Source organism: Pedobacter sp. UC225_61 (assembly GCF_044452285.1).
In the GTDB taxonomy this organism is placed as follows: domain Bacteria; phylum Bacteroidota; class Bacteroidia; order Sphingobacteriales; family Sphingobacteriaceae; genus Pedobacter.
The window spans coordinates 867,321-893,820 of the sequence record NZ_JBIOAL010000001.1; the positions used below are offsets into that span (position 1 = coordinate 867,321).

At 34.2% G+C, this 26,500-nt stretch carries 34 protein-coding genes and 1 tRNA gene; 19 read left to right on the forward strand and 16 right to left on the reverse strand.

The window, feature by feature from the left end:
- Nucleotides 1–8 precede the first annotated feature (8 nt).
- The 5 genes from ACHMWN_RS04155 to ACHMWN_RS04175 form a co-directional block, all read right to left on the reverse strand.
- Nucleotides 9–665 (reverse strand): hypothetical protein, encoded by a 657-nt coding sequence (locus tag ACHMWN_RS04155; protein ID WP_397297971.1) that lies wholly within the window; start codon nucleotides 663–665, stop codon nucleotides 9–11.
- A 54-nt stretch (nucleotides 666–719) separates the two neighbouring features.
- Nucleotides 720–1,103 (reverse strand): hypothetical protein, encoded by a 384-nt coding sequence (locus tag ACHMWN_RS04160; protein WP_397297973.1) that lies wholly within the window; start codon nucleotides 1,101–1,103, stop codon nucleotides 720–722.
- 2 nt (nucleotides 1,104–1,105) lie between these two features.
- Nucleotides 1,106–1,591, reverse strand: a complete 486-nt coding sequence (locus ACHMWN_RS04165; RefSeq protein WP_397297975.1) for a TlpA family protein disulfide reductase — start codon at nucleotides 1,589–1,591, stop codon at nucleotides 1,106–1,108.
- On the reverse strand, nucleotides 1,591–2,391 hold the full coding sequence (locus ACHMWN_RS04170; protein ID WP_397297977.1) for a hypothetical protein: 801 nt from the start codon (nucleotides 2,389–2,391) through the stop codon (nucleotides 1,591–1,593). Before ACHMWN_RS04170 ends, ACHMWN_RS04165 begins: the two co-directional genes overlap by 1 nt.
- A 66-nt stretch (nucleotides 2,392–2,457) precedes the next feature.
- Nucleotides 2,458–2,676, reverse strand: coding sequence for a hypothetical protein (locus tag ACHMWN_RS04175; RefSeq protein WP_397297978.1), 219 nt, complete (start codon nucleotides 2,674–2,676; stop codon nucleotides 2,458–2,460).
- 433 nt (nucleotides 2,677–3,109) lie between these two features.
- Between ACHMWN_RS04175 and ACHMWN_RS04180 the strand changes: the two genes are divergently transcribed.
- Nucleotides 3,110–3,403 carry a helix-turn-helix transcriptional regulator gene (locus ACHMWN_RS04180; RefSeq protein ID WP_397297980.1) on the forward strand — a complete coding sequence of 98 codons (294 nt, stop codon included), beginning with the start codon at nucleotides 3,110–3,112 and terminating at the stop codon, nucleotides 3,401–3,403.
- Between the two features lie 12 nt (nucleotides 3,404–3,415).
- On the opposite strand, the gene ACHMWN_RS04185 is transcribed toward ACHMWN_RS04180, so the two are convergent.
- The 3 genes from ACHMWN_RS04185 to ACHMWN_RS04195 all read right to left on the reverse strand — a co-directional run bounded on the left by ACHMWN_RS04185 (nucleotide 3,416) and on the right by ACHMWN_RS04195 (nucleotide 4,671).
- Nucleotides 3,416–3,598 carry a DUF6358 family protein gene (locus tag ACHMWN_RS04185; protein ID WP_397297982.1) on the reverse strand — a complete coding sequence of 61 codons (183 nt, stop codon included), beginning with the start codon at nucleotides 3,596–3,598 and terminating at the stop codon, nucleotides 3,416–3,418.
- A complete protein-coding gene (locus ACHMWN_RS04190; RefSeq protein ID WP_173271020.1) occupies nucleotides 3,598–3,915 on the reverse strand; it encodes a rhodanese-like domain-containing protein in 318 nt (105 codons plus the stop codon). The genes ACHMWN_RS04185 and ACHMWN_RS04190 overlap by 1 nt, the downstream gene beginning before the upstream one ends.
- A 126-nt stretch (nucleotides 3,916–4,041) precedes the next feature.
- The gene (locus tag ACHMWN_RS04195) at nucleotides 4,042–4,671 is read right to left on the reverse strand and encodes a hypothetical protein (RefSeq protein ID WP_397297984.1); all 630 of its coding nucleotides are present in this window, start codon (nucleotides 4,669–4,671) and stop codon (nucleotides 4,042–4,044) included.
- A 241-nt stretch (nucleotides 4,672–4,912) separates the two neighbouring features.
- On the opposite strand from ACHMWN_RS04195, the gene ACHMWN_RS04200 reads away from it, so the two are divergent.
- From ACHMWN_RS04200 to ACHMWN_RS04210, 3 genes are all read left to right on the forward strand, one after another.
- Nucleotides 4,913–6,025, forward strand: a complete 1,113-nt coding sequence (locus ACHMWN_RS04200) for a DUF4407 domain-containing protein (RefSeq protein WP_397297986.1) — start codon at nucleotides 4,913–4,915, stop codon at nucleotides 6,023–6,025.
- A gap of 84 nt (nucleotides 6,026–6,109) precedes the next feature.
- Nucleotides 6,110–7,936: a M61 family metallopeptidase gene (locus tag ACHMWN_RS04205; RefSeq protein WP_397297988.1), complete on the forward strand. Its 1,827-nt coding sequence runs from the start codon at nucleotides 6,110–6,112 to the stop codon at nucleotides 7,934–7,936.
- Nucleotides 7,937–7,951: 15 nt separating this feature from the next.
- Nucleotides 7,952–9,265, forward strand: a complete 1,314-nt coding sequence (locus ACHMWN_RS04210) for a M20/M25/M40 family metallo-hydrolase (protein ID WP_397297989.1) — start codon at nucleotides 7,952–7,954, stop codon at nucleotides 9,263–9,265.
- A 19-nt stretch (nucleotides 9,266–9,284) separates the two neighbouring features.
- On the opposite strand, the gene ACHMWN_RS04215 is transcribed toward ACHMWN_RS04210, so the two are convergent.
- Both ACHMWN_RS04215 and ACHMWN_RS04220 read right to left on the reverse strand, forming a co-directional pair.
- Entirely contained in the window at nucleotides 9,285–9,785 is a 501-nt protein-coding gene (locus tag ACHMWN_RS04215; protein ID WP_397297991.1) for a GNAT family N-acetyltransferase, read from the reverse strand.
- Complete coding sequence (locus tag ACHMWN_RS04220; RefSeq protein WP_397297993.1) at nucleotides 9,782–10,345, reverse strand: thiamine pyrophosphokinase; 564 nt, start codon at nucleotides 10,343–10,345, stop codon at nucleotides 9,782–9,784. The genes ACHMWN_RS04215 and ACHMWN_RS04220 overlap by 4 nt, the downstream gene beginning before the upstream one ends.
- A 377-nt stretch (nucleotides 10,346–10,722) precedes the next feature.
- Here ACHMWN_RS04220 and ACHMWN_RS04225 point away from each other — a divergent pair, with 377 nt between their 5' ends.
- The 5 genes from ACHMWN_RS04225 to ACHMWN_RS04245 are packed head-to-tail and all read left to right on the forward strand — an operon-like array spanning nucleotide 10,723 to nucleotide 15,077.
- A complete protein-coding gene (locus ACHMWN_RS04225) occupies nucleotides 10,723–12,066 on the forward strand; it encodes a hypothetical protein (protein ID WP_397297995.1) in 1,344 nt (447 codons plus the stop codon).
- Nucleotides 12,067–12,093: 27 nt separating this feature from the next.
- Nucleotides 12,094–12,621 (forward strand): hypothetical protein, encoded by a 528-nt coding sequence (locus ACHMWN_RS04230; protein WP_397297996.1) that lies wholly within the window; start codon nucleotides 12,094–12,096, stop codon nucleotides 12,619–12,621.
- 10 nt (nucleotides 12,622–12,631) lie between these two features.
- Complete coding sequence (locus ACHMWN_RS04235; protein WP_397297997.1) at nucleotides 12,632–13,120, forward strand: hypothetical protein; 489 nt, start codon at nucleotides 12,632–12,634, stop codon at nucleotides 13,118–13,120.
- Nucleotides 13,121–13,153: 33 nt separating this feature from the next.
- A complete protein-coding gene (locus ACHMWN_RS04240) occupies nucleotides 13,154–14,101 on the forward strand; it encodes a DUF6175 family protein (RefSeq protein ID WP_397297999.1) in 948 nt (315 codons plus the stop codon).
- A 16-nt stretch (nucleotides 14,102–14,117) separates the two neighbouring features.
- Nucleotides 14,118–15,077, forward strand: a complete 960-nt coding sequence (locus tag ACHMWN_RS04245) for a hypothetical protein (RefSeq protein ID WP_397298001.1) — start codon at nucleotides 14,118–14,120, stop codon at nucleotides 15,075–15,077.
- 130 nt (nucleotides 15,078–15,207) lie between these two features.
- Here ACHMWN_RS04245 and ACHMWN_RS04250 read toward each other — a convergent pair whose 3' ends face one another.
- The gene (locus ACHMWN_RS04250; RefSeq protein ID WP_397298002.1) at nucleotides 15,208–15,381 is read right to left on the reverse strand and encodes a DUF6496 domain-containing protein; all 174 of its coding nucleotides are present in this window, start codon (nucleotides 15,379–15,381) and stop codon (nucleotides 15,208–15,210) included.
- A 133-nt stretch (nucleotides 15,382–15,514) separates the two neighbouring features.
- Nucleotides 15,515–15,868, reverse strand: coding sequence for a winged helix-turn-helix transcriptional regulator (locus ACHMWN_RS04255; RefSeq protein WP_397298004.1), 354 nt, complete (start codon nucleotides 15,866–15,868; stop codon nucleotides 15,515–15,517).
- A 112-nt stretch (nucleotides 15,869–15,980) separates the two neighbouring features.
- On the opposite strand from ACHMWN_RS04255, the gene ACHMWN_RS04260 reads away from it, so the two are divergent.
- The 5 genes from ACHMWN_RS04260 to ACHMWN_RS04280 all read left to right on the forward strand — a co-directional run bounded on the left by ACHMWN_RS04260 (nucleotide 15,981) and on the right by ACHMWN_RS04280 (nucleotide 19,961).
- Nucleotides 15,981–16,583, forward strand: a complete 603-nt coding sequence (locus tag ACHMWN_RS04260; RefSeq protein ID WP_397298006.1) for an FMN-dependent NADH-azoreductase — start codon at nucleotides 15,981–15,983, stop codon at nucleotides 16,581–16,583.
- A 331-nt stretch (nucleotides 16,584–16,914) separates the two neighbouring features.
- Nucleotides 16,915–17,568, forward strand: coding sequence for a hypothetical protein (locus ACHMWN_RS04265; protein ID WP_397298007.1), 654 nt, complete (start codon nucleotides 16,915–16,917; stop codon nucleotides 17,566–17,568).
- 236 nt (nucleotides 17,569–17,804) lie between these two features.
- On the forward strand, nucleotides 17,805–18,140 hold the full coding sequence (locus ACHMWN_RS04270) for a hypothetical protein (RefSeq protein WP_397298009.1): 336 nt from the start codon (nucleotides 17,805–17,807) through the stop codon (nucleotides 18,138–18,140).
- A gap of 60 nt (nucleotides 18,141–18,200) precedes the next feature.
- Nucleotides 18,201–18,272 (forward strand) — tRNA-Arg (locus ACHMWN_RS04275).
- A gap of 507 nt (nucleotides 18,273–18,779) precedes the next feature.
- A complete protein-coding gene (locus tag ACHMWN_RS04280) occupies nucleotides 18,780–19,961 on the forward strand; it encodes an AAA family ATPase (protein ID WP_397298010.1) in 1,182 nt (393 codons plus the stop codon).
- On the opposite strand, the gene ACHMWN_RS04285 is transcribed toward ACHMWN_RS04280, so the two are convergent.
- The 4 genes from ACHMWN_RS04285 to ACHMWN_RS04300 all read right to left on the reverse strand — a co-directional run bounded on the left by ACHMWN_RS04285 (nucleotide 19,958) and on the right by ACHMWN_RS04300 (nucleotide 22,803).
- On the reverse strand, nucleotides 19,958–21,124 hold the full coding sequence (locus tag ACHMWN_RS04285; protein WP_397298012.1) for a hypothetical protein: 1,167 nt from the start codon (nucleotides 21,122–21,124) through the stop codon (nucleotides 19,958–19,960). The genes ACHMWN_RS04280 and ACHMWN_RS04285 overlap by 4 nt on opposite strands.
- Before the next feature lie 367 nt (nucleotides 21,125–21,491).
- Nucleotides 21,492–21,680, reverse strand: coding sequence for a hypothetical protein (locus tag ACHMWN_RS04290; RefSeq protein ID WP_397298013.1), 189 nt, complete (start codon nucleotides 21,678–21,680; stop codon nucleotides 21,492–21,494).
- Nucleotides 21,681–21,812: 132 nt separating this feature from the next.
- Nucleotides 21,813–22,226, reverse strand: coding sequence for a hypothetical protein (locus ACHMWN_RS04295; protein ID WP_397298015.1), 414 nt, complete (start codon nucleotides 22,224–22,226; stop codon nucleotides 21,813–21,815).
- Nucleotides 22,227–22,236: 10 nt separating this feature from the next.
- On the reverse strand, nucleotides 22,237–22,803 hold the full coding sequence (locus tag ACHMWN_RS04300) for a hypothetical protein (RefSeq protein ID WP_397298016.1): 567 nt from the start codon (nucleotides 22,801–22,803) through the stop codon (nucleotides 22,237–22,239).
- 112 nt (nucleotides 22,804–22,915) lie between these two features.
- Here ACHMWN_RS04300 and ACHMWN_RS04305 point away from each other — a divergent pair, with 112 nt between their 5' ends.
- Genes ACHMWN_RS04305 through ACHMWN_RS04325 form a run of 5 tightly spaced genes read left to right on the forward strand, consistent with a single transcriptional unit; the run spans nucleotide 22,916 to nucleotide 26,217 of the window.
- A complete protein-coding gene (locus ACHMWN_RS04305; RefSeq protein WP_397298017.1) occupies nucleotides 22,916–23,359 on the forward strand; it encodes a multiubiquitin domain-containing protein in 444 nt (147 codons plus the stop codon).
- A complete protein-coding gene (locus ACHMWN_RS04310) occupies nucleotides 23,356–23,721 on the forward strand; it encodes a hypothetical protein (RefSeq protein WP_397298018.1) in 366 nt (121 codons plus the stop codon). Before ACHMWN_RS04305 ends, ACHMWN_RS04310 begins: the two co-directional genes overlap by 4 nt.
- Entirely contained in the window at nucleotides 23,718–25,211 is a 1,494-nt protein-coding gene (locus tag ACHMWN_RS04315; protein WP_397298019.1) for a ThiF family adenylyltransferase, read from the forward strand. The genes ACHMWN_RS04310 and ACHMWN_RS04315 overlap by 4 nt, the downstream gene beginning before the upstream one ends.
- Entirely contained in the window at nucleotides 25,198–25,419 is a 222-nt protein-coding gene (locus ACHMWN_RS04320) for a hypothetical protein (RefSeq protein ID WP_397298020.1), read from the forward strand. The genes ACHMWN_RS04315 and ACHMWN_RS04320 overlap by 14 nt, the downstream gene beginning before the upstream one ends.
- Nucleotides 25,420–25,425: 6 nt before the next feature.
- Nucleotides 25,426–26,217, forward strand: coding sequence for a hypothetical protein (locus ACHMWN_RS04325; RefSeq protein ID WP_397298022.1), 792 nt, complete (start codon nucleotides 25,426–25,428; stop codon nucleotides 26,215–26,217).
- Nucleotides 26,218–26,500 lie beyond the last annotated feature (283 nt).

Here is a 26,500-nt window from a genome sequence, read left to right on the forward strand (position 1 = left end):
GTGCGTGATTATTTATACTCCCATTTAACCATATCAAATTCCTTTAAGTTTCTATCACTAAAATTCTTTGTTTTTTCCACTTGTATTATAGATTTGAATACAATCTGTTTAAAATCTCCTTTTTCTTCTATAAATGTTGTGCTTTTATTACTGTTATCTAAAATATACCTTCCTTCTTCTTTTACATATTTAAAATGATAAGTATCCATTAAGACTTTAAATACTAATGGTTTTGAAGTACTGAAATTTATCTCCTTTTTAAAAAATGGTTTATCATTTAAAAGTTTAGATTCAAACTCATAAATCCCATAATCGAATTTATCTATAATTAAATAACCCTCAATACTAAACAAGCCAATCTTTCTTTTTTGTTTAAACTCCAATTTGTAATATGAATCATCTTCTACGATTTTATAATTGAACAGATCTTGATGACAAAAGAAATCCGTAAAATCTACACTATAATTTACGCCTAATGGTGTTAAAGAAATTAGTCCGGGAAAATTGATTTTTTTGTTACCCCAATAGTAAGTTTTGTATATATTATCTTTGTTATTTATGTTCTTGAAATTTTTAATGATTTTGGTTTGATCGTTAACTTTAAAAATGTTTTTATAAACTGTAAACCTATTATTTAAATAGTGTAAGGTATCTTCATTAGCCACAAACTTATTATAAACTTGTAAATTATGTGGAAATTGATAACTTGATTGCGCTTTTTAAATCCCATCTTCATCTCTATTATGAAAAAAATTTGTTATTTTTTTAAGTAGGGTTTTTGCATTCATCGGTGTTATTACTACTTCATTTAAAGTTATGGCTTGATTTTTTTTCAAGGTAACCGTTTCTGACAATTGGTTCTTAGCTAAAACAACATCTATATACTCATTTTTAACAAGTGTCAGGCTATCAACAAGATTTAATCGAAGTATAACTTTGCCAGTTTTATCTGTTTCTCCAATAATATCTGCTTTATAATATATTAATACATTTTGTAATGGTTTATTATCATTAAAAGAGACGATGGTAATTGTTTTAGTTTGTGCTTTTAATTTGGTAAAGCTTAATGTTAGTAATATAAAGAATAGGATGTTTAATTTCATACTTAAGGTTTTTTAATAAAATCATCCACAGTTCTTAAATCCTTGATTTTTTTGAAAATATTTTCACCATCGGAATAAAAGATTGTAGGATATTCTATTACAAAGCCTAAACCAAATCTTTTAACAAAAAGTCTATCCTTATCATACAAGAGCTTAATGTTCTTGGCACTATCTATTTGATTACTTAAAAATTTCTCTTTTGATATAGGCAGTTCGTCGCTTGATGAAACAACTATAAAAATTAAATTTGGATGATTTACAGCAAGTTCCTTTACCTGCTGTAATGCCTCGTTGCAACTTTCGCATTTTGTTGATATATAAACTATTAACGTTTCTTTGCCTTTTAGCTCATTTTTAGAAAAAGGGCGATTGTTTAAATCATAGAAAATAAAATTTGGTAGGTTATTTACATTTGAATTGTTGTAAATAATTAATCCGGTTATCACTGTTAACAATAAGAAAGATATTATCCATTTTAAACTCTTCATTATATACTTAAATTAATTTTAGAGACTATACTTTTATAAAAATCATTCAGTATGAGTTTTTTACTTTTTTTATCCATACGTTTTATTTTGTAATTTACTAGCGCAAGGTCTTTGTCAACGGCTTTTATTAGAATGTGATCATTTTCATCAATTTTATAATCAACCTTCAAAATATATCTTTCGATCACGTATTCAATATCTAGATTATACTTATTATCATAATTTGTAAATAATCTACCACTTGTTACTTTGTTCTTTAAAGCTTGAGTTAAGGATAATGGCAACATTTTTTGCTTATCAATTAACAAGCTGCCCATAACGGAATTAGATTCGAAAAGAACTTTAAAGGTTGTATCTAAATCTTCCAAGGAATATTTAAATAAAGATTTTTTCTTTAAAAAAAGATTTTCAGAAAATACATAATTGAAGCTATTTTGAAAATTAAAAAAAAACATTCTGCTCAATTCAAAATCGAAATATTTGCTTAAGAAACCATCGTAGGCATTTATGTCTTTAATTTTCTTTAAATTAACTAATCTATCAGTATAGCTTGTATCCAACAAGAATAAATCGTCAATTGTAAGTTTTTCTATGATTTTAAAATTAAATATACCATCACCAATTTTTGATTTATTATATTTTGCACTAACAGTTTCAATAATTTTTACAATTTGTTCTTGTGTATATCCTTTAATGTTAACGGCCTTTAACTCGACTACCTTTTGCTCTGTTACTTGTGCGCTACAATAAACAGAAGATGCAAAAAATAAAATGACTAGATAAATGTTTAATCTTTTCATACTTGAAAATTATTCATAAAACTTGATGCTAGAAATTCTAACATCAAGTTTTCAATGGTTTTTTTGTTAAAACCAATCCCAACCCGCCATATCACCACAATATTTATTACACTTTGTCACTATATGTACTCCAAATACACTAACGTCCCAACAGTGACATTTAGGATCTGTCGATTCAACCTGTTCTTCTTCTGCTACTTCTTGATAAGCAAACAATCCACCAGAAGAAAGAATAATTAGAGATAGCGTTAAAAATATCCTTCTAGTTTTAGTTAAAATTTTCATAGTTTATATAAATTAAAAATGCACCTACTCTTTTAAAGATTTTCGGCAAGCTCTTGCTGTTGGCCAAACATTAAACCAAATGTATATGTGTTTTCAAAGGAAAAGTAAACTTTTACCCTACAAAAAATGTAGGGTGGTTTTTTTGAAAAGCTAAACTTATTTACTTCGATAAATTTTTCTCTTAAGAGTTTATATCGCCTTATATCTAAGAAAATTGTTTAAGTAGAAATTTAAATTCTTTCCTTATAATCAAGAATGTAAAAGCAACCTTTTTCAAAACATACTAGAGACAAGGATAAACTAAAACGAAATTGGCAGTAACTCTTAGATTTTGACTTAAAAACACTATTATTTTAAACAAAATCTACTCTTTAGAAACTGGTCGAATTTTAAAAGATGTGATGTTTAGCTACTTTAGTTACTACCTAAACAAATGAAAAGAGCAACCGGAAAAGTAATTAAGGCTTTTAGAAAACACTTAAATTACAAACAAGAATTTGTCGCAAAGAAAATTAATATTACTACTGAAACATTAGCCAACATAGAAAATGGAAGAGTGGGGATAGACTTAGAAAAGCTTTACTTAATAAGTCTTTTATTTAAAGTGCCAGCTAGAGAAATCTTGTCTCTTATATTAGAGATATTTGATAAAGGAAATGATGAAGGTTTAGCTAGTGCAGTAAAACAGCTACGAGTAATTACTGATGATGAAGATTTATTGGAATAGCTATGAAACCTTCTACTTCTTTAAATCTTTAAGTGTTTTAAGCAACTGGATTTTAACATAAATAAATGCCACAAAAGTTGCTGCAAAAAATGCAACAACCAATGGGCTATTATTATTAAATGACCATCCCATTCCAAAAATGGAAAGAATGATTCCTAAATTGAAAAGTACGTTTAAGAAGATCTTTTTACGCATTAGTATACTGGCATATTTGGATCAAAAGCTTCTTGCCAAGCTAAAATTCCACCTTTTAAATTGTATAAATTATCGAACCCGTGTAATTGCTCTAATTGCATAATTGCAGCAGCGCTTCTTTTACCACTACGGCATTGTACAATTACAGGTTTATCAGTAGCAATTTTATCTGTTTCAATTAAAATTCCGCCTAAAGGGATATTTAATCCATCAAGATTAGAAGTTTCATATTCGAAAGTTTCTCTAACATCAATTAGTTGAAAATCTTCTTTATTATCTATTTTCTGTTTTAATTCTTGTACTGAAATTTCTTTCATGATTTTATATTTTTTTCAAATATACAAAAACCAGTTTTATGGGCAACCTCAGCAAAATCGTTTAAAAGTAAAAATCCCAGTTTAAAACCGGGATTTAATTTTTTTTGAGCGTATGTAAATTGAGTGTTATTTTGATTTATCGCCATTCATCGCCTTATTTGTCGCTATTAAGTTTTGCGTCATTTTAGCATTAAAAGAAATTTCTTGTTTTAAAGCCACAAAAGCATTTTTAATATAAGCCATAGATTTTAATGCCTTCATTGCTTTCATTACACCTGCACTTTTAATCTCACCTGGCATAGTGATTAAGTCTTTTGAAGATTTAACCAAATCAACCCCCATTGTTACAAACATTTTAGATAATGCAATTAACTGATCTGGTTGTACAGGCGTAACTGTACCAGCAGGTGAACCATCCATTGTTTGACCAGTAATGCTTGCGTAAAACTGAGGAATAGAACCTCGAGTGGTTTTCATTTGTTCTAATAATTTAGAAGCCATTGAGGCTAAAGCATCTAAGCCAGCAATCCCAACTTCATTTGGTGCTTTTAATTTATCTGCCTTAGCTATTTTTTCTAAAAAATCTTCAGATTTAGATAATGCAACCAAAGCAGCACGTTGAGCTTTTAATTCATCTAGCGATAATGCTTTTGAATCCGTTACTTCAGCAGGATTGTTGTCGATCACCTCTTCTTGGGCGTTTGCAGCAAAGCACAATGATAATGCAAATGCCGCCGTTAGTAATAGTTTTTTCATGATGTTTAATTTTTAATAAATATCAGAATATCAAAATATTACATAAATACCGTCTTCTTGGTATTTTCAACTACCCATTGCCACGTAGTAATTTTATAGACTAAAAAATCATTTCACCAATTGAGATATGTGATCGTTAAGGAATTTGAAAAAATACAGTATATTTTATTCCTTGATTTTACTGTAACAACTTGCTTGTAAAAGCGTTTAATAATAAATCTTGGTTAATTTTGCTTTAATTATGAATAGCATCTCTCGTTTCTTTTGGTTTTGCTCTGGCACACACCTTTCTACTTTAGAAAAATATCCTACAGAACATAATAAATACATAGGTATTGGCGCAACTATCTTTTTTACCGGATTGTTCGCTGCACTTTCTGGTGGCTATGCCATGTATTTTGTATTTAAAGGTGGGGATTTTGCATGGTTATTCGCTCTTTTTTTTGGTATCATTTGGGGCTTAGCCATTTTTAATATGGATAGATATATTGTATCCAGTATTAATAAAAACGCCACCACAAGCAAGCAAGTTTGGCAAGCAACCCCACGTATTCTGTTGGCAATTATGATTGGGATTGTAATTTCTCGTCCCCTAGAGCTTAAAATTTTCGATAAAGAAATTAAAGAACGTTTAAACGTAAGTTATTTGAACGGTCAGCGCTCTAAAATTGATACGCTGAACAAAGCTTTTGATAAAAAATATACGATTGAAATTGGTAAACTAAACGATGCCAAAGCACAACGCGATTCATTAGCTGCAGCCATCAAGGCAGATAGGCAGAAATTGAATTTTGAGATTTTCGGGAATAAAACAACGGAAACCTCTGGTATTATGGGTTATGGACCCTATGCCAAAAGAAAAGAAGCTGAGCTAAAACAGCGTGAACAAAATTTAGATACCTTAAGCAGTGATGTTCGTCAATTACAAAAATTTGTTGATGGCAGAAAACAGTTCGATGGTTTAATGACCGAAAAACTATATACCACAAAACAACTCGATAGCTTAAGCAACATAGCTGGCTTTGCAGATCGAAATTGGGCATTAGGTCAGTTGAGTTTTAATGTAGATGGGACTCGGGATTTAAACACATCTTTAGCTGTTACTTTTATTGGGCTCTTATTTATTTTCTTCGAATGTTTACCTGTTTTTGTAAAACTGATGAGTAGTAGAGGCCCTTATGATCATTCTGTAGAAAACCTAGAAATTTCACAGGTTCATTTATCTGATAAAGAAAGAGAATTTGAAGTTGAAGTAGCAGATGGCATTCATGAGACTCGTGTAAATACTGAAATAGACAAACGTAAAGAACAAATCCGTAACAAGGCCTATCGAGAATTGCATAGTGAAGACTAGCAAATCACTCCATTCGTAATAATTTTCAGACAATTTGTGTTTTTTTATTGAATAGCACTACCTTAAGGCATTATTTTAAATCTGATGAAGAAAATTATACTTGCCATAAGCGTGTTAGCGACATCAATTGGTGTTAAAGCGCAACAAGAAATTAGTTATGAAGTTAGCTTCCCTAATGCCATCCACCACGAAGCTCAAATTAACATGTCTATTCCAAATGTGCCAGCAGGACCGTTAAAAGTTCGAATGAGCCGTTCTTCACCAGGTAGATATGCAACTCACGAATTCGGAAAAAACGTATACAATTTAAAAGCATTTGATGCTAATGGCAAACCTTTAGTTTTAAATCAGCCAGCTGGCGATGTATATGAAATTCCAACCCATGGCTCAAGCGTAAAAATAACGTATACTTTATTCGGCAACTGGATAGATGGCACTTATGCTGGTTTCGACGAAACGCATGCACACATGAATATGCCAGCTACTTTTGCTTTTCCACTTGGAATGGATAATCGCCCACGTATTGTAAAGTTTAATTATGCAGAAAAGCAAAACTGGAAAGTAGCTACCCAACTTAAACCAATGGGGAAAGACGCCTACTACGCACCAAATTTGCAATATTTCATGGATAGTCCTACAGAAATAGCAAACTATAAAACTGCAAGTTGGGAAGTAAAAAATCAGAATGGAAAAACACAAACCATTCATCTAATTTCTCACTCAGATGATGAGCAAAAAACCATAGATGATTATGCAGTAATGGTTAAGAAAATGGTGGCGGAGCACATGGCAGTTTGGGGAGAGTTTCCAACTTACGACTATGGGAATTATTACTTTTTGCAAGATGTATATCCAGCAAATGCAGGCGATGGAATGGAACACAGAAACTCGACTTCAATTGTACAACGTACACCAAAAATTGCAGGTTATGAATCTGCATTATTAGGTACATTTTCTCATGAATATTTTCACAGCTGGAACGTAGAAAGATTAAGACCAAAAGGATTAGAGCCTTTTAATTTCGAGCATTCTAACATAACCGATGGCCTTTGGGTTGCAGAAGGTTTTACTCAATATTACGGTAATCTATTATTAGCAAGGGCAGGTTTTAGAACGGTAGATAATGCTGCACAAACCTTTAATGGTTTGGTAAATGCAGTGCTTAATTCGCCAGGTGCTAAGAATTTTACGCCTATTCAAGCTAGTCGTTATGCGGTATTTGCCGATGCAGGTGTGGCAATAGATCAAACCAATAAAAACAATATTTTTACTTCGTACTACACCTATGGAGCAGCAGTTGCTTTAGCGCTTGATCTTCGTTTACGATCGGACTTTAAGCTAACGCTTGACGATTATATGCGAGCTTTATGGAAAGCATACGGCAAAACAGAAATTGCCTATTCGATGTCTGATTTAGAGAAAACATTAAGTCAACTGACAAAAAATCCAGCTTTTGCTGCAGATTTCTTTAAAAACCATGTGTATGGAACTGCTAAAAACGATTACGCTAAATTATTACTAAACGCAGGTTTCGTTTTAAGAAAGGCTAATCCGGGAAAAGCATTTACAGGTTTTGGAAGAGTGGACTTTGAAAATGGAAAAGCAACATTAGGTAGCACAACACAAGGTACACCAGCTTATGATGCTGGTTTAGATATTGGAGATATTCTATTAACGGTTGACGGTGTTGAGATTAAAGATCAAGCTGCTTTAACTAAAATAACCGATGCACATAAACCTGGAGATGTAATTACCATTACGTACACTTATCGTGGAGAAGAGAAAACGACCAAACTTACTTTTAGTGAAAACCCTGCTTTAGAAATAGTTTCGATAGAAAAAACTGGTGGTGTTTTAACTCCAGCTATGCAGACCTTTAGAGACAATTGGTTAAACTCACAAGTTAAATAATACTATATATATAAAATGAAAAGAACAATTTACACCCTATTGCTATTGTGCACTGCTTCAATTGCATTCGCACAAGACATTAATAAAATTATAACAAGAGATTATGTTGACCATTTGATAAAAACACTGAGTAGTGATGATATGCAAGGCAGAAGAACCTTTACGCCTGGTATTGATAAAGCGGCTACTTTTATTGAAAATGAGTTTAAACAAATTGGATTAAAACCACTTGATGGCGCAACAGGATATCGCCAAACATTTTACAAATACCAATTAAAACCGTCTTCAGTTAATGTAACTATTGATGGAAAAACTGTAGATAACCAAAACATCGCTATAGTGGGTAACAATTCGAAAGAAATTTCTTTTGATCAAAGTACTGGCGATGGATGGGTTAAACTTGATCCAGGAAAAGATTTTATGAGCCAATACAGAACAATTAGCAGAAGTGGCAAAAAACAGTTGGTGTTAGTGGATGTGAAGTTTGTGGATATGTTTAACCGTTTAAAGGCTCAACCTGCAAGGGCGGTTGATGAAAAAGACTTAACTCCTGCAAAACCTGGTGCACTAATTTTTATTTTAGATAAAGATACTGTAGCAAAAGATTTTAAGGTAGACTTGAAAAACGAAGTGGTGAAAATGCCTTTATTTAATGTGGCTGGTATTATTCCTGGTAAATCAAAAGCCAAAGAATTAGTTATTTTTTCCGGTCATTATGATCACATGGGAATTGTTGCACCAAAAGAAGGTGATAGCATTATGAATGGTGCAGATGATGATGCTTCAGGCACGTCGGCCATGATTGCTTTAGCTAAATATTATAAAAAACTAAACAACAATGAACGTACCTTAATTTTTGTAGGTTTCACAGCAGAAGAGATAGGTGGTTATGGTGCTCGGTACTTCTCACAACAATTAAATCCTGATGATGTTGTTGCCATGTTTAATATCGAAATGATAGGTAAGGATAGTAAATTTGGTAAAAACACCGCGTTTATTACAGGTTATGAAAGATCAGATTTCGGGAAAATTCTACAGAAGAATTTAGAAGGAACTGAGTTCACTTTCCATCCAGATCCATATACTGAGCAAAACTTATTTTACCGAAGTGACAATGCAACTTTAGCTGCATTGGGTGTTCCAGCGCACACCATTAGTACCGATCAAATTGATATTGATAAACACTATCACCAAGTTACTGACGAGTACAAAACACTTGATGTAGAAAATATTTTATCAACGATTAAAGCAATTGCTAAAAGTGCAGTAAGTATTGTAAAAGGTATTGATACGCCAACTCGTATACCAAAATTAACTGGAAGACAGTAGAATTATCAATAAAGCAAGCTTAAAGCGCTAACTCCATTACATAATCATTCATCAAGAAACCGTTGCCAATTTCAATGTCAACGGTTTCTTTTATTTTAAAGCCTGCTTTCATATAAAAATCCTTGGCCCTATTGTTCCTGTTTACATTTAGTTGCAGCACTTTTCCACCCTCGCGAATAATTAAATCTTTAACTTCATTAATTAATATTTTACCTACACCTTTGCCATGTGTTTCTGGCAAAACATACAACTTGTGTAATTTATAAATGTGGTTTTCGCTGTCTACATTAGAAAATCCAGCAAAACCAACATCCTTATCTTCTTCTGTATCTGTTGCAATTAAAAATGTATATCCTTTTTGTAGTTGCGATAACAATTCTCCTCTATTATACATTAAATTAAGCATATAACTCAACTGCTCTTCGCTTAAGTAGGCACTATAGGTTTGTGGCCATATGCGCTCTGCTAAATCGATTATAATAGCTAAATCATCTTCTTTTGCTCTTCTTAAAACGATCATAACAATTCGCTTAAAAATAAATAATCAGTACTAAAATTAAAACTGACAAAGCCATCTTTCAACACTACAAAATCTCCATTTTCTTGTTGTTTTAAATTGCTTGTTTCGAAATAAGAAATAATATCGATATGAAAAATTGAGCCAGCTGGTTTCCAAACACTAAAGCCTGGTTTTACTGCATAGCTTTTTTCTGTTTCAGTAAATAATACAATACTGATTTCTGGTAAAAATTCGGCTAAATCATCAAATCGATTTTCTTTGCTGATAATATTTACAGCAGGATATTTCTCTGCTATTAAATATTTAACCACCGTTTGCAAATTGGCAGTTCGTGAGAAGATCCACTTTGTATTTTCTTGTCCTTGCAAATTATCTTCTGCTCCAATTACTACATCAACTTTCAATCCCAAAGAAATCGCTTTTTCATATTCATCCGCCGCCACCAATAAAGTTGGGCTCCATTCTAGCAACTGACCTAAAAGTTCTTCATCAAAATTACCTAAATGATGAATATATAGTGCTGGTTCTTGTTTTTCTCTTACAATGTGATGTGATGACATATAGCGAAGATAAAATGAATTTCAGTTTTATTTTACTATTTATCAAATATTCAATTTACTAGTCATCTATCTTCAGATGTGTATCCTAGTCCTTTTTTCGTATAACGAAATCTAAAATCACAGAAAATACGCGTTAAAAATCCTCACTTCTCCAAAATATGGGTAAAAATGGATGAAAAATACCCATAAGTAGGTATTTTTTGTTACCTCCAATTTATTGAATTTTAATAAAATAATCCTACCTAAAGGAAAACATAATAATTAATAGTTAAAAATAGACGAATAATATAATGCTATACGAAATTAAAGGCAAGCTATTACGAAGCTATTAAGGTTATCATACAACGCTCTTAAACCAAACAAACTATATCAATATTATGAAAAATCCACAAAAATTATTCGTTTTACTTGGGTTACTTATGGGTTTTACTACCCTAGTAAAAGGCCAAGCTGGCGATGCTGAAAGTGCAGTAAAATACCGCAGAAATTCACTCCATCTAATCTTACTCGAATCAGAAGATTTTCCTAGAAAGGAAACCGTAATGAAAGCATACAGCAATGCTCCATTTCCAGAAAAATACAATAACCATTCTATCGGTTTTAACTCTTTTAATCCTACCCAATATGGTGTAGTAGAAACAACAACTCAAACAGCAGCAGTAAGTTCAAAAAAAGGCATGTTTAGCAGTTTGACTGCAGCAACAGGTGCAGTAAAAGGAAGTGACGGTGATGGTTCTGAAATGTCATTGGTGATTAATAAATTCATTAAAGAGAAAAAGGTTGCAAATCAACTTATAGGCAAATGGTTTAACCGCCAGGCTGATGGTTCTTTTGACATGAAACTTGTAGCAGAAAGAGGTTCTTATAATGCTACCGAAATGGAAGCAAATATTGCAAAAGGATCTGCAAGAGGAACGGCTTCTTTAGCTGATGCAGGTGAAGAATTGATAAAAAACACTTTCGTTGTGTTTACAAAGTTGAAATTTGTAAGCAATGAACCTATTGCATTGGCTATAATGTTGGCAGCCAAATCACAAACCTCTAAACTAGGTACTTTCGGACAAATGCTTGCAGATAAAGCAGCCGAAGCAATTTATAACAAAACCAAAGAAGGTTATTCTGTTTGGACAACTTCTTATTTATATCGCTTAAAATGGAACGATACAACCGCAGCTGTTTTTTACGATAAATACTGGATGGACAAAAAAGGTATAAATGTGAAGAAAAAACAAGCATTTGACAATGCTACTGATTTTGACATGGAATTTGTGGGCAGCGAAAAATCTAGTACGCTCGTTACGTTCTCATTAAAATCTAAAAGAACTGAAGATGAGATTGTAGAGCTAGCAACAGTACGAAACGTAGATAATGTTTTTGCAAAGCTTCAAAAAGAATACGATGTATTTAAACCAAAAACCCCACTCTATTCAGGTGATCCTATCACAGCTAAAATTGGCTTGAAAGAAGGTATAGAAGGAGGTGACAGATTCGAAGTATTGGAACAAACGTTAGACCCTAAAACCGGGCTAACATCTTATGTGAGAAAAGGAATAATTACAGTAGATAAAAATTCTATTTGGGATAACAGATACAATGCTGCGGAAGGTGAAGTATCTGAAAAAGAAGATAAAAAAAGCAAGTCTAAAACTCCACTAGATAGAACAACATTTAAAGGCGGGAAAAACTTCGCAGCCGGAATGCTAATCAGACAAATAAAATAAACAAACTATTTATAATTTAATACACAGATGAAAAAACACATCTTAAGTTCGCTCTTATTGTGCTTGTTTATTGTTGGGTTTACCCTAACTGCTCAAGCGCAAGCGCATGCAAAGAAAAAGGCCGACGAAGCAACAGAAGCTTGGAGGTATGAAGTTGAAGTAGCCGGTACTGGCGTACAAGGAACCTATTTAATTAAAGTTTGGTCATACTCAAAGCGCTCAGATGTTGCGATTGAACAAGCAAAAAAGAATGCAGTGCATGCCATCATATTTAAAGGGTTTCCAGGAAAAACAGGTATTGCGGGGAAACCACCATTAACTACAAACGTGAATATCGAAGAAGAAAAGAAAGATTTTTTTACTGACTTTTTTAGCGAAGGTGGTAAATACATGAAGTTTGTTTCTTTAGCGGCTAATGGCGCCGTAGCAGCAGAAGACAGATTAAGGGTTGGTAAAGAATACAAAATTGGTGTGCTAGTTTCTGTGAATGTTGCCTTGCTAAGAAAAGATCTAGAAGACGCAGGAATTCTAAAATCTCTTAATGCTGGCTTTTAATCTTTAAATTATGAGAACTAAATTATTAAGCACTGGTTTAGCTGTATTGCTATGCTATGCAAGCTGCTCTACTCCTAAAATTGCAAATAACTATTACACGCATAAAACCGAATGCGTTAGTGTTGAGCTAGATGGAACTCAAATTGTAAATGCATGGTCTAATACTGCCGAAACCGTTACTGTTATTGAGCAAGCTAAAAAGAATGCAATAAATGACATTTTGTTTGGAGGAATTGTAGAGGGAAAAGCGACATGTGATGTAAAACCTATTCTTGCCGAAGCAAATATCAAAGCTCAAAATGAAGCTTATTTTAATAAGTTTTTCGCCGATGGCGGAGAATATAGAAACTACGCTTTTATTAAGGATGATATGGTTGAGGTGAACTTTTCAAAAGATCCTCAGTATGCAAAAAGAATGATCAATAGTGGATTTATCATTAAAGTTAAAAAACCAGATCTCAAACAAAAAATGATTGCCGATGGCATTCTTAAACAATAACCTAGCATAAAGATAAATATGAAACTAAAAGTCATGAAAATAATGCTCTTATCTTTAATGATACTGGGCTTTACCACATCTGTATTCTCTCAAGCAAAAAAACCAACCATTATGGTGGTACCAAGCGATGTGTGGTGCAATCAGAATGGGTATATGAAGGAATTCGATAATCAGGGAACGAAAGAAAAAGTTCCTGATTATAAAAGAGCATTTCAAGAAAATGCCGATCTCATTGCAATGATTAGCAAAATTAACGGTTTGATGGCAGATAGAGGTTTCCCGCTAAAAAACATGGAATCTGTAATGAAATCATTAGCCTCTGAAAGTGCTGAAGATGCAATGTTAACCTCTAAAAGTGGCGGTAGTGGTGTAGTTGAATCTCCAATTGATAAATTAAGAAAAACTGCCAAAGCCGACATCATTATGCAGTTAACGTTCGAAGTTTTAAAAACCGGACCTAAAAAATCTATCCGTTTTACGCTACAAGGAATTGATGCCTATACTGATAAGGAAGTTGCAACAGCTGGAGGAACAGGGAATCCTTCGTTTAGCGCAGACCCTGCAGTAATGCTAGAAGAAGCAGTCATTGACAAGATTGATAATTTTAACGCAGGCTTGCAACGTCATTTTGATGATTTATTTGCGAATGGACGTGAAATCATTGTTCGTGTGAAGAAATTCGAAAAATGGAATGGTGATCTGGAGAAAGAATACGGTGGCGAAGAACTAGGTACAATCATCGAAAATTGGATGAGAGCAAATACTGTTAAAGGCCGATTTAGCACAAGTGAATCAACAGAAAACATGTTGCTATTCGAGCAAGTGCGTATTCCTTTATACGATGCTTCAGGCAATGCAATTGATGCAAGAGGATTTACCAGAAATCTTCAGAAATTCCTTACCGCAGCCCCTTATACCATAGTAAATAAACTAATGACCAAAGGACTTGGCCAGGCTGTAATTGTTTTGGGAGATAAATAAACTTAAAAAGCTAAACATGAAAAAATTACTACTTTTCTTTATTACTCTTTCTTGTGTTTTAAGCACTTATGCTCAAAACACCCAGGGTAAATCAGATGATTTAGGCAGAATAACGCTTGCTGCGTACGTACCCGATCAAATTGAGAGAATGCCAGAATCAGCTAGAAGCATTTTGTCTAATAAGTTAAATCAGCTCATCTCTCAAAATGGCATAGGTGGCAGCAACGTGAGCGAACGATTTATCATCACGGCTAATGTTGGTGTACTTTCAAAAGATATTACGGCTACAGCTCCAACTATGATTACGTTATCTTTAGATGTAACACTTTATGTAGGCGATGGCATAGACGGTACAAAGTTCGCCAGCACTACTGTTAGTGTAAAAGGTGTGGGAGAAAATGAAACCAAGGCTTATGTTTCCGCTATAAAAAACATCAATGGCAACAATAGCGCAATTCAGTCATTTTTAGAATCTGGAAAAGCAAAAATCTTAAAGTACTACAACACCCGTTGCGATTTCATTATCAGTGATGCACAAAGCCTTGCCAATCAAGGAAGATATGAAGAAGCATTTTACAAATTATCTGGCATACCAGAAGCAAGTAGTGCGTGTTACAGTAAAGCAAGAGCAGCTATCATTCCGATTTACAAAAAACACATCAACAAAATTTGTCAAGTAAGATTAATGGAAGCGAAAACCGTTTGGGCAGCCAATCAGAACTTTGAAGGTGCAAATAAAGCTGGCGATATCTTATCACAAATAGACCCTAATTCTTCTTGCTATACAGATGTGAAAAACTTTGTCAATCAAATTGCAAAAAGCATCAAAGAAAACGATAAACGCGAGTGGAATTTTATCTTTAAGCAACAACAAGCAGATGCGGATGTACTAAAATCTGCATATACTGCAGCTGCAGCTTATGCCAATTCACAACAACCACAAGCGGTAATTTATAACGTTAGAGGTTGGTGGTAATCATCTTTTCATGCTAATTTTCTTTAGGGAGAATGCGAACTGCATTCTCCCCTAATAACACAGTACATTGCCTAAATGCGCATGAACTATTTAGTGCATAAAAAAGATGATTAATTTAAATTTTTCATACTTATTTCTTTTTTGGAACCTTTGCGCCTTCTTTTCTAGCTTCTGATAAGCCGATTGCTATGGCTTGTTTTTTAGAAGTTACTTTTTTACCCGTTCCGGTTTTTAATGTTCCTTCTTTTTTTTCATGCATTGCTCTTTCTACTTTTTCGCTTGCTTTTTCTGAATATTTTGCCATGACTATAAATTGTTAAATAAAACAAATTAGTATCATTAGATGGTATATTTGATAAACACCCAAAATAAGTAACGGTTTCGGAAATTTTTTTTTGACTAAAGCTTTTAAGACCCTGTTAAACTGCCACAAAACGTTACCTTTCTTGCCTTAACTTATCTCTGTGCATCGTTCCCCAGTCTGCTAAAGCATGTAGCACATTGCTTAAACTGCCTGCATATTCAGTAAGTTCGTACTCCACAACTACAGGTATTTGTTGATGATGAACTACCCTTTTTACAAAACCATTTAGCTCTAATTCCTTTAACTCTGCCGAAAGCACACGAGCCGAAATTCCATGAACAGCTCGTTGAATTTCATTAAATCTCTTGCTCCCATCTCTTAGTCCAGAAATTACGCGTAGTTTCCACTTCCCACCAATTACATATAAGGCATCCCCAATAGGATTTAAAAAAGCATTACAACCTTCCTCAGTGTATTCTTTTTCCATAACTATTTGATTATCATGATACTATACAAAACATTAGCACTAACCTTTTGTATACTACTAACTTTTTACAACCAAATGTAAATAGATTTGTCGACATAAATTATATAAAACAATGAAAAAGATATTACACATTATTTCTAGCCCAAGGGGAGATGCCTCTTATAGTATCCGATTAGGAAATGCCATTATAGATAAAATCCAATTAGCGTATGCGGATAGTACCGTGAAGGAAGTTAGTTTGGTAGAGGAGCGCTTTCCTCATTTAGAAGAAGCACATTTAAATGCTTTTTTTACGCCAGCAGCAAACAGAACTCCAGAAAATTTAGTTGCCATAAAGCATTCCGATGAAGCTATTGCCGAAATTATGGACGCAGACATTATCGTGCTTGGCGTACCGTTATATAATTTTGGTATCCCTTCTAACTTAAAAGCATGGATAGATCATATTAGTAGAGCTGGAGTTACTTTTAAGTATGATGAAAATGGTCCAGAGGGATTAATTAAAAATAAAAAACTGTACATCGCTTTCTCTGCAGGAGGAATTTATACAGATAGCCCAATGGCAAGTTACGATACTGCAACCCCTTACTTAAAATCGGTATTTGGTTTTCTGGGCATAACCGATGTAACCGTTGTTCGTGTAGAAGGTACTTCGGTTCCTGGAGTTCAAGACAATGCCTTAGCAAAAGGAATTGAAAGTATTGTGATTAATTAAGTTTTATCCCCTTTTCCTTACAAGCAAAAGGGGATAATTCTATTGATTTAATCATCAACATTTGTTTGTGCTGATATACTACCTACTCAGCACCAGGTCCTACATTAATCCGATTCTTGTTCGAGAAAATGACCAATTTTAAAGAACCGAGTATACCAAAACCAGCAGTTAACCTAAACTAAGGTAGCACTAAACAAGAACTCTTCTAGGACATAAGTCGCGGTAAGGTCGCCATAAGGTCGCCGTAATGTCGTGGTAAGCAATAAGAAATAATTGAGATTTGTAACGGAAAATCGTTGTATATTGAAAGGTTTTTAAATATACATTTTTTATGGCAAAGGCTCGTTCAATCGTTAAATTAAGTGGTACCATTGGTGATATTACTTTTGTAGATAGCAATGCCTATGGTTTTCATGGGAGGAAGAAAAGAACGGTTTGGAAAAAATCTGAAGGGATGATTTCCAGCTCAACACACCAAACTCAAGCTAACTTAATGGCAAAAATCATCTTTGATGCCGTTAATGAATTTGCACCTGGCTTTAAAAATGGCAAGTTTTGGAGCAGACTTGTATCTGTTTTCCGTCAGCAGAAAAAGGCTAATCAGGTTTATAATTATGCGGGTTTTAATGGACTGGAAATGAGGTTGGATTACCCCTCTTCTAAAAAAGGCAGATTTACACTTTATCATAAAAAAGAACAGATAAAGTGTGCTATCGAGCTTAACTATTACTTAAATAACACGACGGCTTACAAGTTAAGTCTATTACGTATTGCCGCTGATGAAACCTTGTTAATTCCTTACGCTATAGAAAAGTTAGCAGGAGTAACTAAGGAAGGAGAAAAGACAGGGACATTACATTTCCAATTCACAGCCTTACAAGAAACCGTTCAAGTACTTTATGTTTTGTACTGTGAACAGCTTAAAAATGGAAAGCCAACCGGCTTAATTAGTGGAAAAAGTGTTGTTTTTCTGAAAGTTAGTTAACGCATGGATTAGGGATGAATTGTAAGAAAAACATTTCTCTCTATCATACATCTTCTTAACTAAAGTATTAGCACCTTTGCAATGGGCAATAGGGTTGACTAAAATGAACCCTTAACGAGAAGAATTCCAAGAACCACACCTCGTGGTAAAGTTGAAAAAGTATTTTCATAGAAAAGGATTTAATTCTGCCATTCATTAGCCTCTAAACGTATAAAGAACTAAACAGATTACACAATATGATGACTCAAATAAATTTATATTATCCTCTTTGGAAGAGATATCTTCCTGTATTTGCTATACAGCTCAAAAAAGCACTAACTGAAGAACAAGAGATCGGCTTCACTAAATCTGACCTGCACAGCTTAGGCAACCGCAACAAGGCAGATTATAGCTTTAGCTTAGAAATAGAAAATGGAAAGGTGAAAAATAATATTTCAGGTTCTGCTGTTGCTAGAGATTTATTTGATGTTTTAACTAGTAGTCCTAAAATAAAAGAACTGCTGCAGGAAAATCATTTTAAGTTTAGCTTGGGCAAAGCATATATTTTAAAAATTTCTTCTTTAAAATTATAGTTTATAAGGAGACTACACTAATGGGACATGAGCTAGATATTTATATCTTTGCATCTCAATGGTCCCGTAGTTCAACGGATAGAATAGGAGTTTCCTAAACTTTAGATATGAGTTCGATTCTCGTCGGGACCACAAAAGCATCAACAAAATATACAAAGGCTGTAAATATTGAAATTACAGCCTTTGTATATTTAGGATATGACAAATTCCATTAAATTGCCATACTAAAAGCTTGGAAATCGTTGAGTCACCAATTTAAAATAGCGACTCACTACAGAGAGTAATAACTGTACATTATCAAGCCAAAATTGAAAATCTTGACTCAAGGTGACCATTATACTTTTCTAGAAAAGTATAATGAAGGAATTAATTAACTTTTTTGATAGCAAGATGTATTTTTTACGCAAAACACCTTGCCTATCTCTGGTTAGGGTTTTGCTTGGGAGGCCTTGTCTTGAAAATGGATTGGATGCATAAAACTTCAACCAAAAAGTTGGAAGCTTAATTGCCGAAGTTTAAGTAGGAAATGATAATTGTAACAAATACTTAATTGCTTATTAATAAATTAATCTATTTCTTAACAACTATTGCTTTACAATTTATTTGTTTAGACATTTATGTAGCTCTTAAATAATAAATATGACTAAAGAAGAACGGTTGGCAGAACTCGAAAAAGTTTTTTCACCCACAGCGCCGATAAAAGAACAAAGTTTGTTTTCTGGAAGATTTAATCAGTTGAAAAAGACTGCAGAGGCTATTAATCAAGTTGGTCAACATGCTATCGTTTACGGAGAAAGGGGTGTTGGAAAAACCTCACTAGCTAACACGATGACATATACGCTCACGAACATATATCCAGTAAAGGTTACTTGTAATCGAAAGGATACCTTCGCCACCTTATGGAGCAAAATTTTCCGCAAAATAAGTCAATCAATAACCACTTCTGGAGTCGGTTTTAGACCGATCGAAAAGCATATTGAGATTTCTTTAGACAGCATTATCGATTTTGAGAGTAAGAATGTGCAAAGTGAAATAGAAGCAATTTTAGAGGAGTATGCTCCGAAGAAGTTCTTGTTTATCTTCGATGAGTTCGATAACATCTTGGATTCTGAAACACGTGAGTCATTTGCCGATTTAATTAAGTCATTTTCTGATAATGTCACCAATACTACCATTGTGTTGGTAGGCATAGCAGATACGATTGATACTTTGATTGGTAGCCATCAAAGCCTTGAGCGATGTTTAAGGCAGATTAAAATGCCAAGGATGTCAGATCCAGAAAGTGAACATATTATTGAACATGGCTTAAACTGCCTTGACATTTCCATAAGCAAAGAGGTAAAAAGCAAAATAGTAGAATTTTCTTCTGGATTTCCACACTACATTCATCTATTATGCAAGTACGGTGCTGAAGAAATCATCATGAATGACCACACTGATTTTACTGAGGCATATCTGAGGATTGCAATCAATAAAGGAATTGAAAACACCAATGAGCAGTTAATTTCTGCTTATAGAAAAGCCGTCGTCGGCTCAAGTGCTACTATTAAGTGGCAGAATGTTCTTTTTGCGTGTGCTGAAGCTCCGCTAGATGAATTCAATTGTTTCAGCTTATCTGATATTATCGATCAGTATAATCAAATTACTTCCATGGATAGGAAGGCCGGTACAATAGCATACAATCTAAAGCAAATATGTCAAGAAGAGAGGGGTTCAATCCTACAAAAGCTAGATAAAGGAATTATTGTTAGGTATCGCTTTTCAAACCCAATGATGAGAGCATTTATTAAATTGAAGATAAATAGCGATTATCAGCTTTAGAGATTTTTAATCATAAAATCTAAGTAATTCGCTCCACTTCTCTCTTTGAATACTTGGCGCAAATCTGTTTTATAATCTATTAGATAGTCACGAAGTTGCTTCCGAACTTCTGAATCAAAATAGCAAATGATATTTTTTCCTAGCATGGCATTGCTTACATCGGTAGCATCAAAAGTAAATTCGATTAGCTTATCTTCCTCGACATAACAGGTTGCAATCCAAATGTATTTGGGCATGCTTTGTTTTATGATGTCTAATTTTTCTTCATTTTCAATTTTGTAACCCAGGACATTTTCTTTAAATGCTTCACTATAATCAATTTTAATATCCCAAGAAAGAATTTCTAGCTCGTTAGAGAATGCTCTGATGAAAATCCGTTGAAAACTTGATACGATGGCTTCAATATCTTCATAGGATATCCTGATTTTTGGATAAACCGGGATAACCATTGTAATTACAAAGCTTGGTAAATTGTCAGGATTGTCAACTGACCATTGTGTTGCTATTCCATTAGGCTCGACAAAAGGAACTCTGGCAAAAGGGCCATACTGGTCATCATGAACATAAATTTTTTCAATTCGATTTGCGATATATGGATTTGAATTATAAAGCTTATTATCTTTATCGCATAGTTTGTGCCCACAAACGGCCACAGCATGGTAACCATAAGAACCCTTGTTAGGAACTTTTATTCCCAATATTATAGGTATGCCTATTGGTTCATAGGCATAAATTATCTTTTTAAGATATAAGTTGTCAATAAACTCATCTACTTCTTCATAGTGGTCGGTTATCTCCTCAGTTCCAGTTCTCACTTCTGGCGCCAAGCCTGAGTTGTCAATTGCTTGACAAATCTGTAAGGTTCCAAGACCCTTATTCGGAAACAATCTATTTCCATCGTTTTGCAACTTGTCTGCGTCCTTTGTAATTTCACTTGGGACTTTTAAGGTGGTGTGAAAATTGATCGAGGCTTTATTCAACATTGACCAGATAGCAGTAGTAGCACAAGCAGCAAGGACATTATCTTGTTCTTGAAAAGCAAGAGATTTAATTACCAGTTCTTTTCCAAGAAAGTGAATTTTATAATCTCTTAAACCCCAAAATTTCCGTAAATGGCTATTCTCACCTGATGAATAGGTCTTGAGGACAGTGTAGCCAATCATTGTAATAGGTATGGGATTGATAACAATAAAACCCAAATATGAAATCCCATATTTTGGATTCCTTATCAAAGACAGCATTATCTAATTCCTCAGAGCTAAATGATGAAGAGAAAAAATGTAAACGCTTACAAAATTTATCGTAATCTGTAAAACAGAAAGCATAATAGCTTGCAAAATCATGGAGAAAGTCTTTACTAATATACTTATCCTCTACAACTATTGATTTTGCTCTTAGACCTTTTTCACCCAAATAATTATTGAAATACTGAAAATGGTTTTTGGTTTTAACCATGTCAATATCAGTATGCAAATTCGAGAATGCTGTGGCCAGATTGGAGGAATTAAACTTGAGAACGTCCAAAATAACTTATAACTTGATAATGACTTTTAATTGAGCGTCATTCAAATGTTTTAATCTAAGTATTGCGTCTTGTTCTTTCCTCGTATCGATAATAAATTGCTTTAACTCCTCTTTGTTCTCTTTGATTTTTCCAGGTTTAAAAGTACTATTACTTTTAAGTATATCTGAAAAGCTCAGCTTGTTTATAGGATTCATATAAATTTATTTTGTTGGCAAATATAATAAATACCTTATATAAATATAAGTAAAAATATATAATACAATAGTACTATATATTAAATAACTATTTTTTACTTGTAAATGTTTTGGGATATTTGAGATGGATTCCTATTCAGATTCGTTTTCAGAATCTAATCTTTGAATAAGGTCTTCAATAGTGACATGCTCATCAAGGTTTTCCAACAATGCAGTATCCAATTTTTTTGAACTTTGAAATTGAACTTTGAAATTACCTTTCAAGCAGGTATTCAAAACACGTTTCGTCCGCTCAGGATTAATCATTAAGTATTCATTAATCTTGTTCTTTAGTGTTGCTATCCTTTTTTTCTTTTCATCTGCTGCCGCAGATTTGGAAAGCGTAATATTATATCCTTTAATTTTTTCCAAAGAATTCTTCATTAAAGCAGAGGTATTTACACCATTTGCTGCCAGTAGTTCCAGACTATGTGACGGATGGCTATCACTGATTTCTATAAGCGCATCATTTAAGTGCTTCTGTAGGCTTTGTTCTTTTTTATGCATGATTGTTTGCTTAGTTGATGTCGTATTTTTTTAATTTGCGTTGCATTCGCTTAATAATATTGTAAATGTGTTCAATCTCAATGTCGAGTTCTGCAGATATTTCCCTTGGCTTTAGCCCATTCTTTAAACAATCGAATATTTCCATTGCTTCGGCATCATCTTTAAGAATTTTTGCTATTTCGATTTCTATTTCCTTAATAATATAATCGTGCTCTGGATCACTTGCTAATTGTGAGACTATTGTCTCTTGATCTTCAGGGAGCGCCTCGGTGATTTCAGTTTCTTTCAAATGAAGGAAATTTGAGTGAAGACTATCGACAATACCCTTCAGAAGGACATACAGGTCTGTATAATAATTGGTATTCCATTTTCTTTCTTGCTCCCATACCATCCTAATAGCTTCATCAGCAAATTGTGCCGATAGGTTTTTTACATCATAGCGGCTATGAAGAAAATCAAATCTTTGCAGTCTGTTTAACGAGTAGTAGTGCAACTTTGGTATGATCGCTGCCCAATCTTCTTGGTTCAACCTGTCCCAAAGTTCCTGCCCCGATAGTATATTTTTATTTAAATTCATTAGCCTTCAACTATATATGCTGTAAACTTAGATTTTTTTTCCATCAGGTGGCAAAAAAAATAATTTCCTTAGCATATAATAGTGGAAGGCTTTTCAACTTCCACATACAAGAATGAAACCATTTGATATTCTCGTGAACGAAAGAACGTTCAAGTTTGATGCGCCCTCAATTACTGGCAAACAATTATTGGTACTGGTTGGATTACCTCACTCAGTTGATTATGAAGTTCTGTACAAGCTTTCAAAAAAGGAGTTTGAACCGGTACAGCTTGATGAAGAAATTGATCTCACTAACCCAGAGATCGAAACCTTTTTCATCAAGCCACTACCCTCTACCAAGATCGAAGTAGATGATGAAACTTATCCGGTTGCATTGCTTTTCATGACACCAAAAGAAATTTTGGTGCTTGCAGGTATAAATGCCGATAACCATTATTTGAAGCAGATCTTAGAACATAAAGAGATCACCTACAAAAACGATATGGATTATGTTATCGCCATTGTAAACAAAATGAAATTTGTGAGTTGTAAACTTTCACCTACAACAGTCTCATGATAGGGTCTTTGCAAATTAAAGAGGAGCTGGAAAAGCTCGGCTATGAGACAATAGCTTATACAGCGGACTTTATAGGGTTTAAATTCATTATACCCCTTGGCAGGTTTAAGGGACAGGAAATTGAGGTAGCGATCAACGCTCCTCAATTTCCTTCAATTCCTCCGTCTGGGCCACACATTAAGCCTCAACTGCTTCCGATAACGGGTGGTGGTGGAACTCATCCATTTGGCGGGGTGCATGCCAGGGAGCTACCAAATTCAGATTTTCAATATTGGAGCAGGCCCTTTGCAGATTGGGAAAATACTGATAAGGATATGAAGACCTATATCGCATTTTTAAGAACATTATTAGATTTCGAATGAGTTACACAGTAGGAATATCAGAAAGCGACAACAAGTTGTTGCAATCCCATTTAATCCGTTCAGACGGACAGGAAGATCTTTGCTTTGCGCTTTATAACATTGCGGAATCAAAGAATAACACTATTGCCTGCATAGCAGAAGTTATTTTGCCTGGAAAAGGAGATAGAAACGTACATGGTAACGTAAGTTTCAATTCACAGTTCCTCGACAGGGTCAGCGAAATGGCTGTGTCTAAAAAATGTGGCATATGTTTTATGCACAGCCATCCTTCAAATGGGTGGCAGGGCATGAGCGAGGATGACATTAAAGCTGAACAGATGCTGGCACCAAGAGTTAAAGCCGCGACAGGGTTACCTTTGTTAGGCATGACAACTAGTCAAGATGGCCTATGGAGTGCAAGATTTTGGATTAAGGAAGCGCCAAAAACTTATAATAAATATTTCTGTTCAAAGGTTAAAGTTGTAGGAAAAGGGCTAAATATTTCCTTCTACGACAAACTTTCACCAAAGGTAATTTTCGGCGAAGAATTTACAAGGACGATTTCCTCTTGGGGTGAACTGAAACAAGCTGCAATAGCTAGACTGAAAATAGGTATTATCGGTTTAGGCAGTGTGGGGTCAATTATTGCAGAATCACTCATCAGAACAGGAGTACAAGAAATATCACTGATAGATTTTGATAAAGTAGAACGGAAGAACCTTGACAGATTGCAGGGTATTGGCCCAGAATCAATTGGTAAGTTAAAGGTCGATGAGATTAAAAAGTACCTGAAAAGAATATCATCAGATAGACCCACACATGTCCATGCCATTCCATATAGCGTAATGGAAAAGGAAGGCCTTTTAGAGGCCCTTGATTGCGATATTCTATTTTGCTGCGTTGACCGTCCATGGCCAAGATTCGTTATTGACCGTATCTCTTTTGCGAACCTAATCCCAGTCATTGATGGTGGTATTGATGCAGAAATAAATAGTAAGCATACCAACTTGAACCAAGCACGGTGGAAAGCACATGCTATAGCTCCAGGAAGGGTTTGTATGCAATGCTTAGGTCAATATGCTCCCGAAGATGTAGCGCTAGAAATGTCGGGAATGTTAGAAGATCAACATTATATCAAGGGGCTTCCGAAGGAACACTTTATCAATGGTGGGGAGAATGTATTCGCATTTAGCCTAGGTGTTGCATCAATGGAAATGCACCAGTTTTTGTCAATGGTTTTAATGCCTAAGGGACAATATTATGGGCCTAAGGAATATGATTTCAACTCTGGTAACATTGATTCAGATTTTCCTTTTACGTGCAAAATAGATTGCGATAACAAGAATATAATTGCTTTAGGGGATAAAATAAATCATGGATTGATAGCAGTGCATGAAGTTGCGAGACTATCTCGGGAATCGGTTCTTCAAGTTGTGGAAAGCAACAAAAAACCGTCCGTATTTAAACGATTTTGGAAATTATTTGTAACTTTATATTATGGCAAAGGTTAAAAAACATATTTCGAGACAAACTACAAGTGATGGCTTTTCCTATCTTACAAAACGCACATTAGTTGCCAAAGCTAAAAGCGCAGGCAAGTTTGCCGCAAAAAGTGCGATGACGACAATGGGCTATGTGGTTACTGTAAAAGACGGCTGGCTTGTTAAACAATACAGCGACGGAAATATTGAAAAAGTACAAGACTTGGGTTTAAAATAATCTATTTTGAGCACAGCTAAAGGAAGTCCACAATTACGTCTTAAAGTCTTCGCCGGACCTAACGGCTCTGGAAAAAGTACTGTAATAAAAGGAATTATGGGCAGTAAGGTGGGAGGAAAAAAAATAGATTTTGGCGTGTATGTTAATGCGGATGATATTGCAAAAAAACTTTCTACCAATGCATTTTCGTTCAAACCCTATGCAATATCAGCAACCCTGCAAAATATCTTAGATTTTGCGCAGGCATCTGGTCTATTAATGCCCGGATTTGAATATGAGGATCTTCAAAGTTCAATTGAAGTATCTGGAGATAAAGTTTTAGTAATCAAAGCCATATATTCTGATCGAATCGCTCAACTGATTGCCCGGTTTCTTAGAGAAGGGCTTTTAGCTGCGAAGAAAAGATTTTCATTCGAAACTGTGTTTTCCCATGAATCTAATATTGAATTTATGGAAAAGGCAAAAGCCGAGGGATATAAGGTATATCTTTATTTCGTATCTACCGAATCTCCAGAGATTAATAAATTCCGTGTAAAATTAAGAGTTAAACAAGGCGGTCACGATGTACCTGAAGATAAAATCAAAAGTCGCTATTATAGATCATTGGAACTCCTTTATGATGCAGCTGAAGTGTCCTATCAATCCTATTTCTTCGACAATTCGGGTGCTGATGAGCCTTTCAAACTCAGTGGTCATTTCAAGGTAATTGATAATGAAAAAGTCTGGGATGAGGTTGAGGAGGATAATGTAGCGGGATGGTTCAAAAAGTATTATATTGGAAAACAGCCTAGTATATAACTAATTTTTCCTAGATGACTTGAATAAATTTCATTATTTTAGTATGTTTATATAAGCAAAAACATATAAAGTATACTTCAGGACAATGGGAAATTCGTGGAGTCAACGAAATAGCAGTCTGTAAAGCGTTGATAAAAGAACATGAAGTGAATAGTTCAATTCTCGTCGGGACCACAAAAGCCATTCTTTAGGATGGCTTTTTTAGCTTATTGCGCTACTATTTTCAATTATTTACAAAGTTTACATTTTTATTTACAATCCAAACTGCTCGAGTTGAAGAATG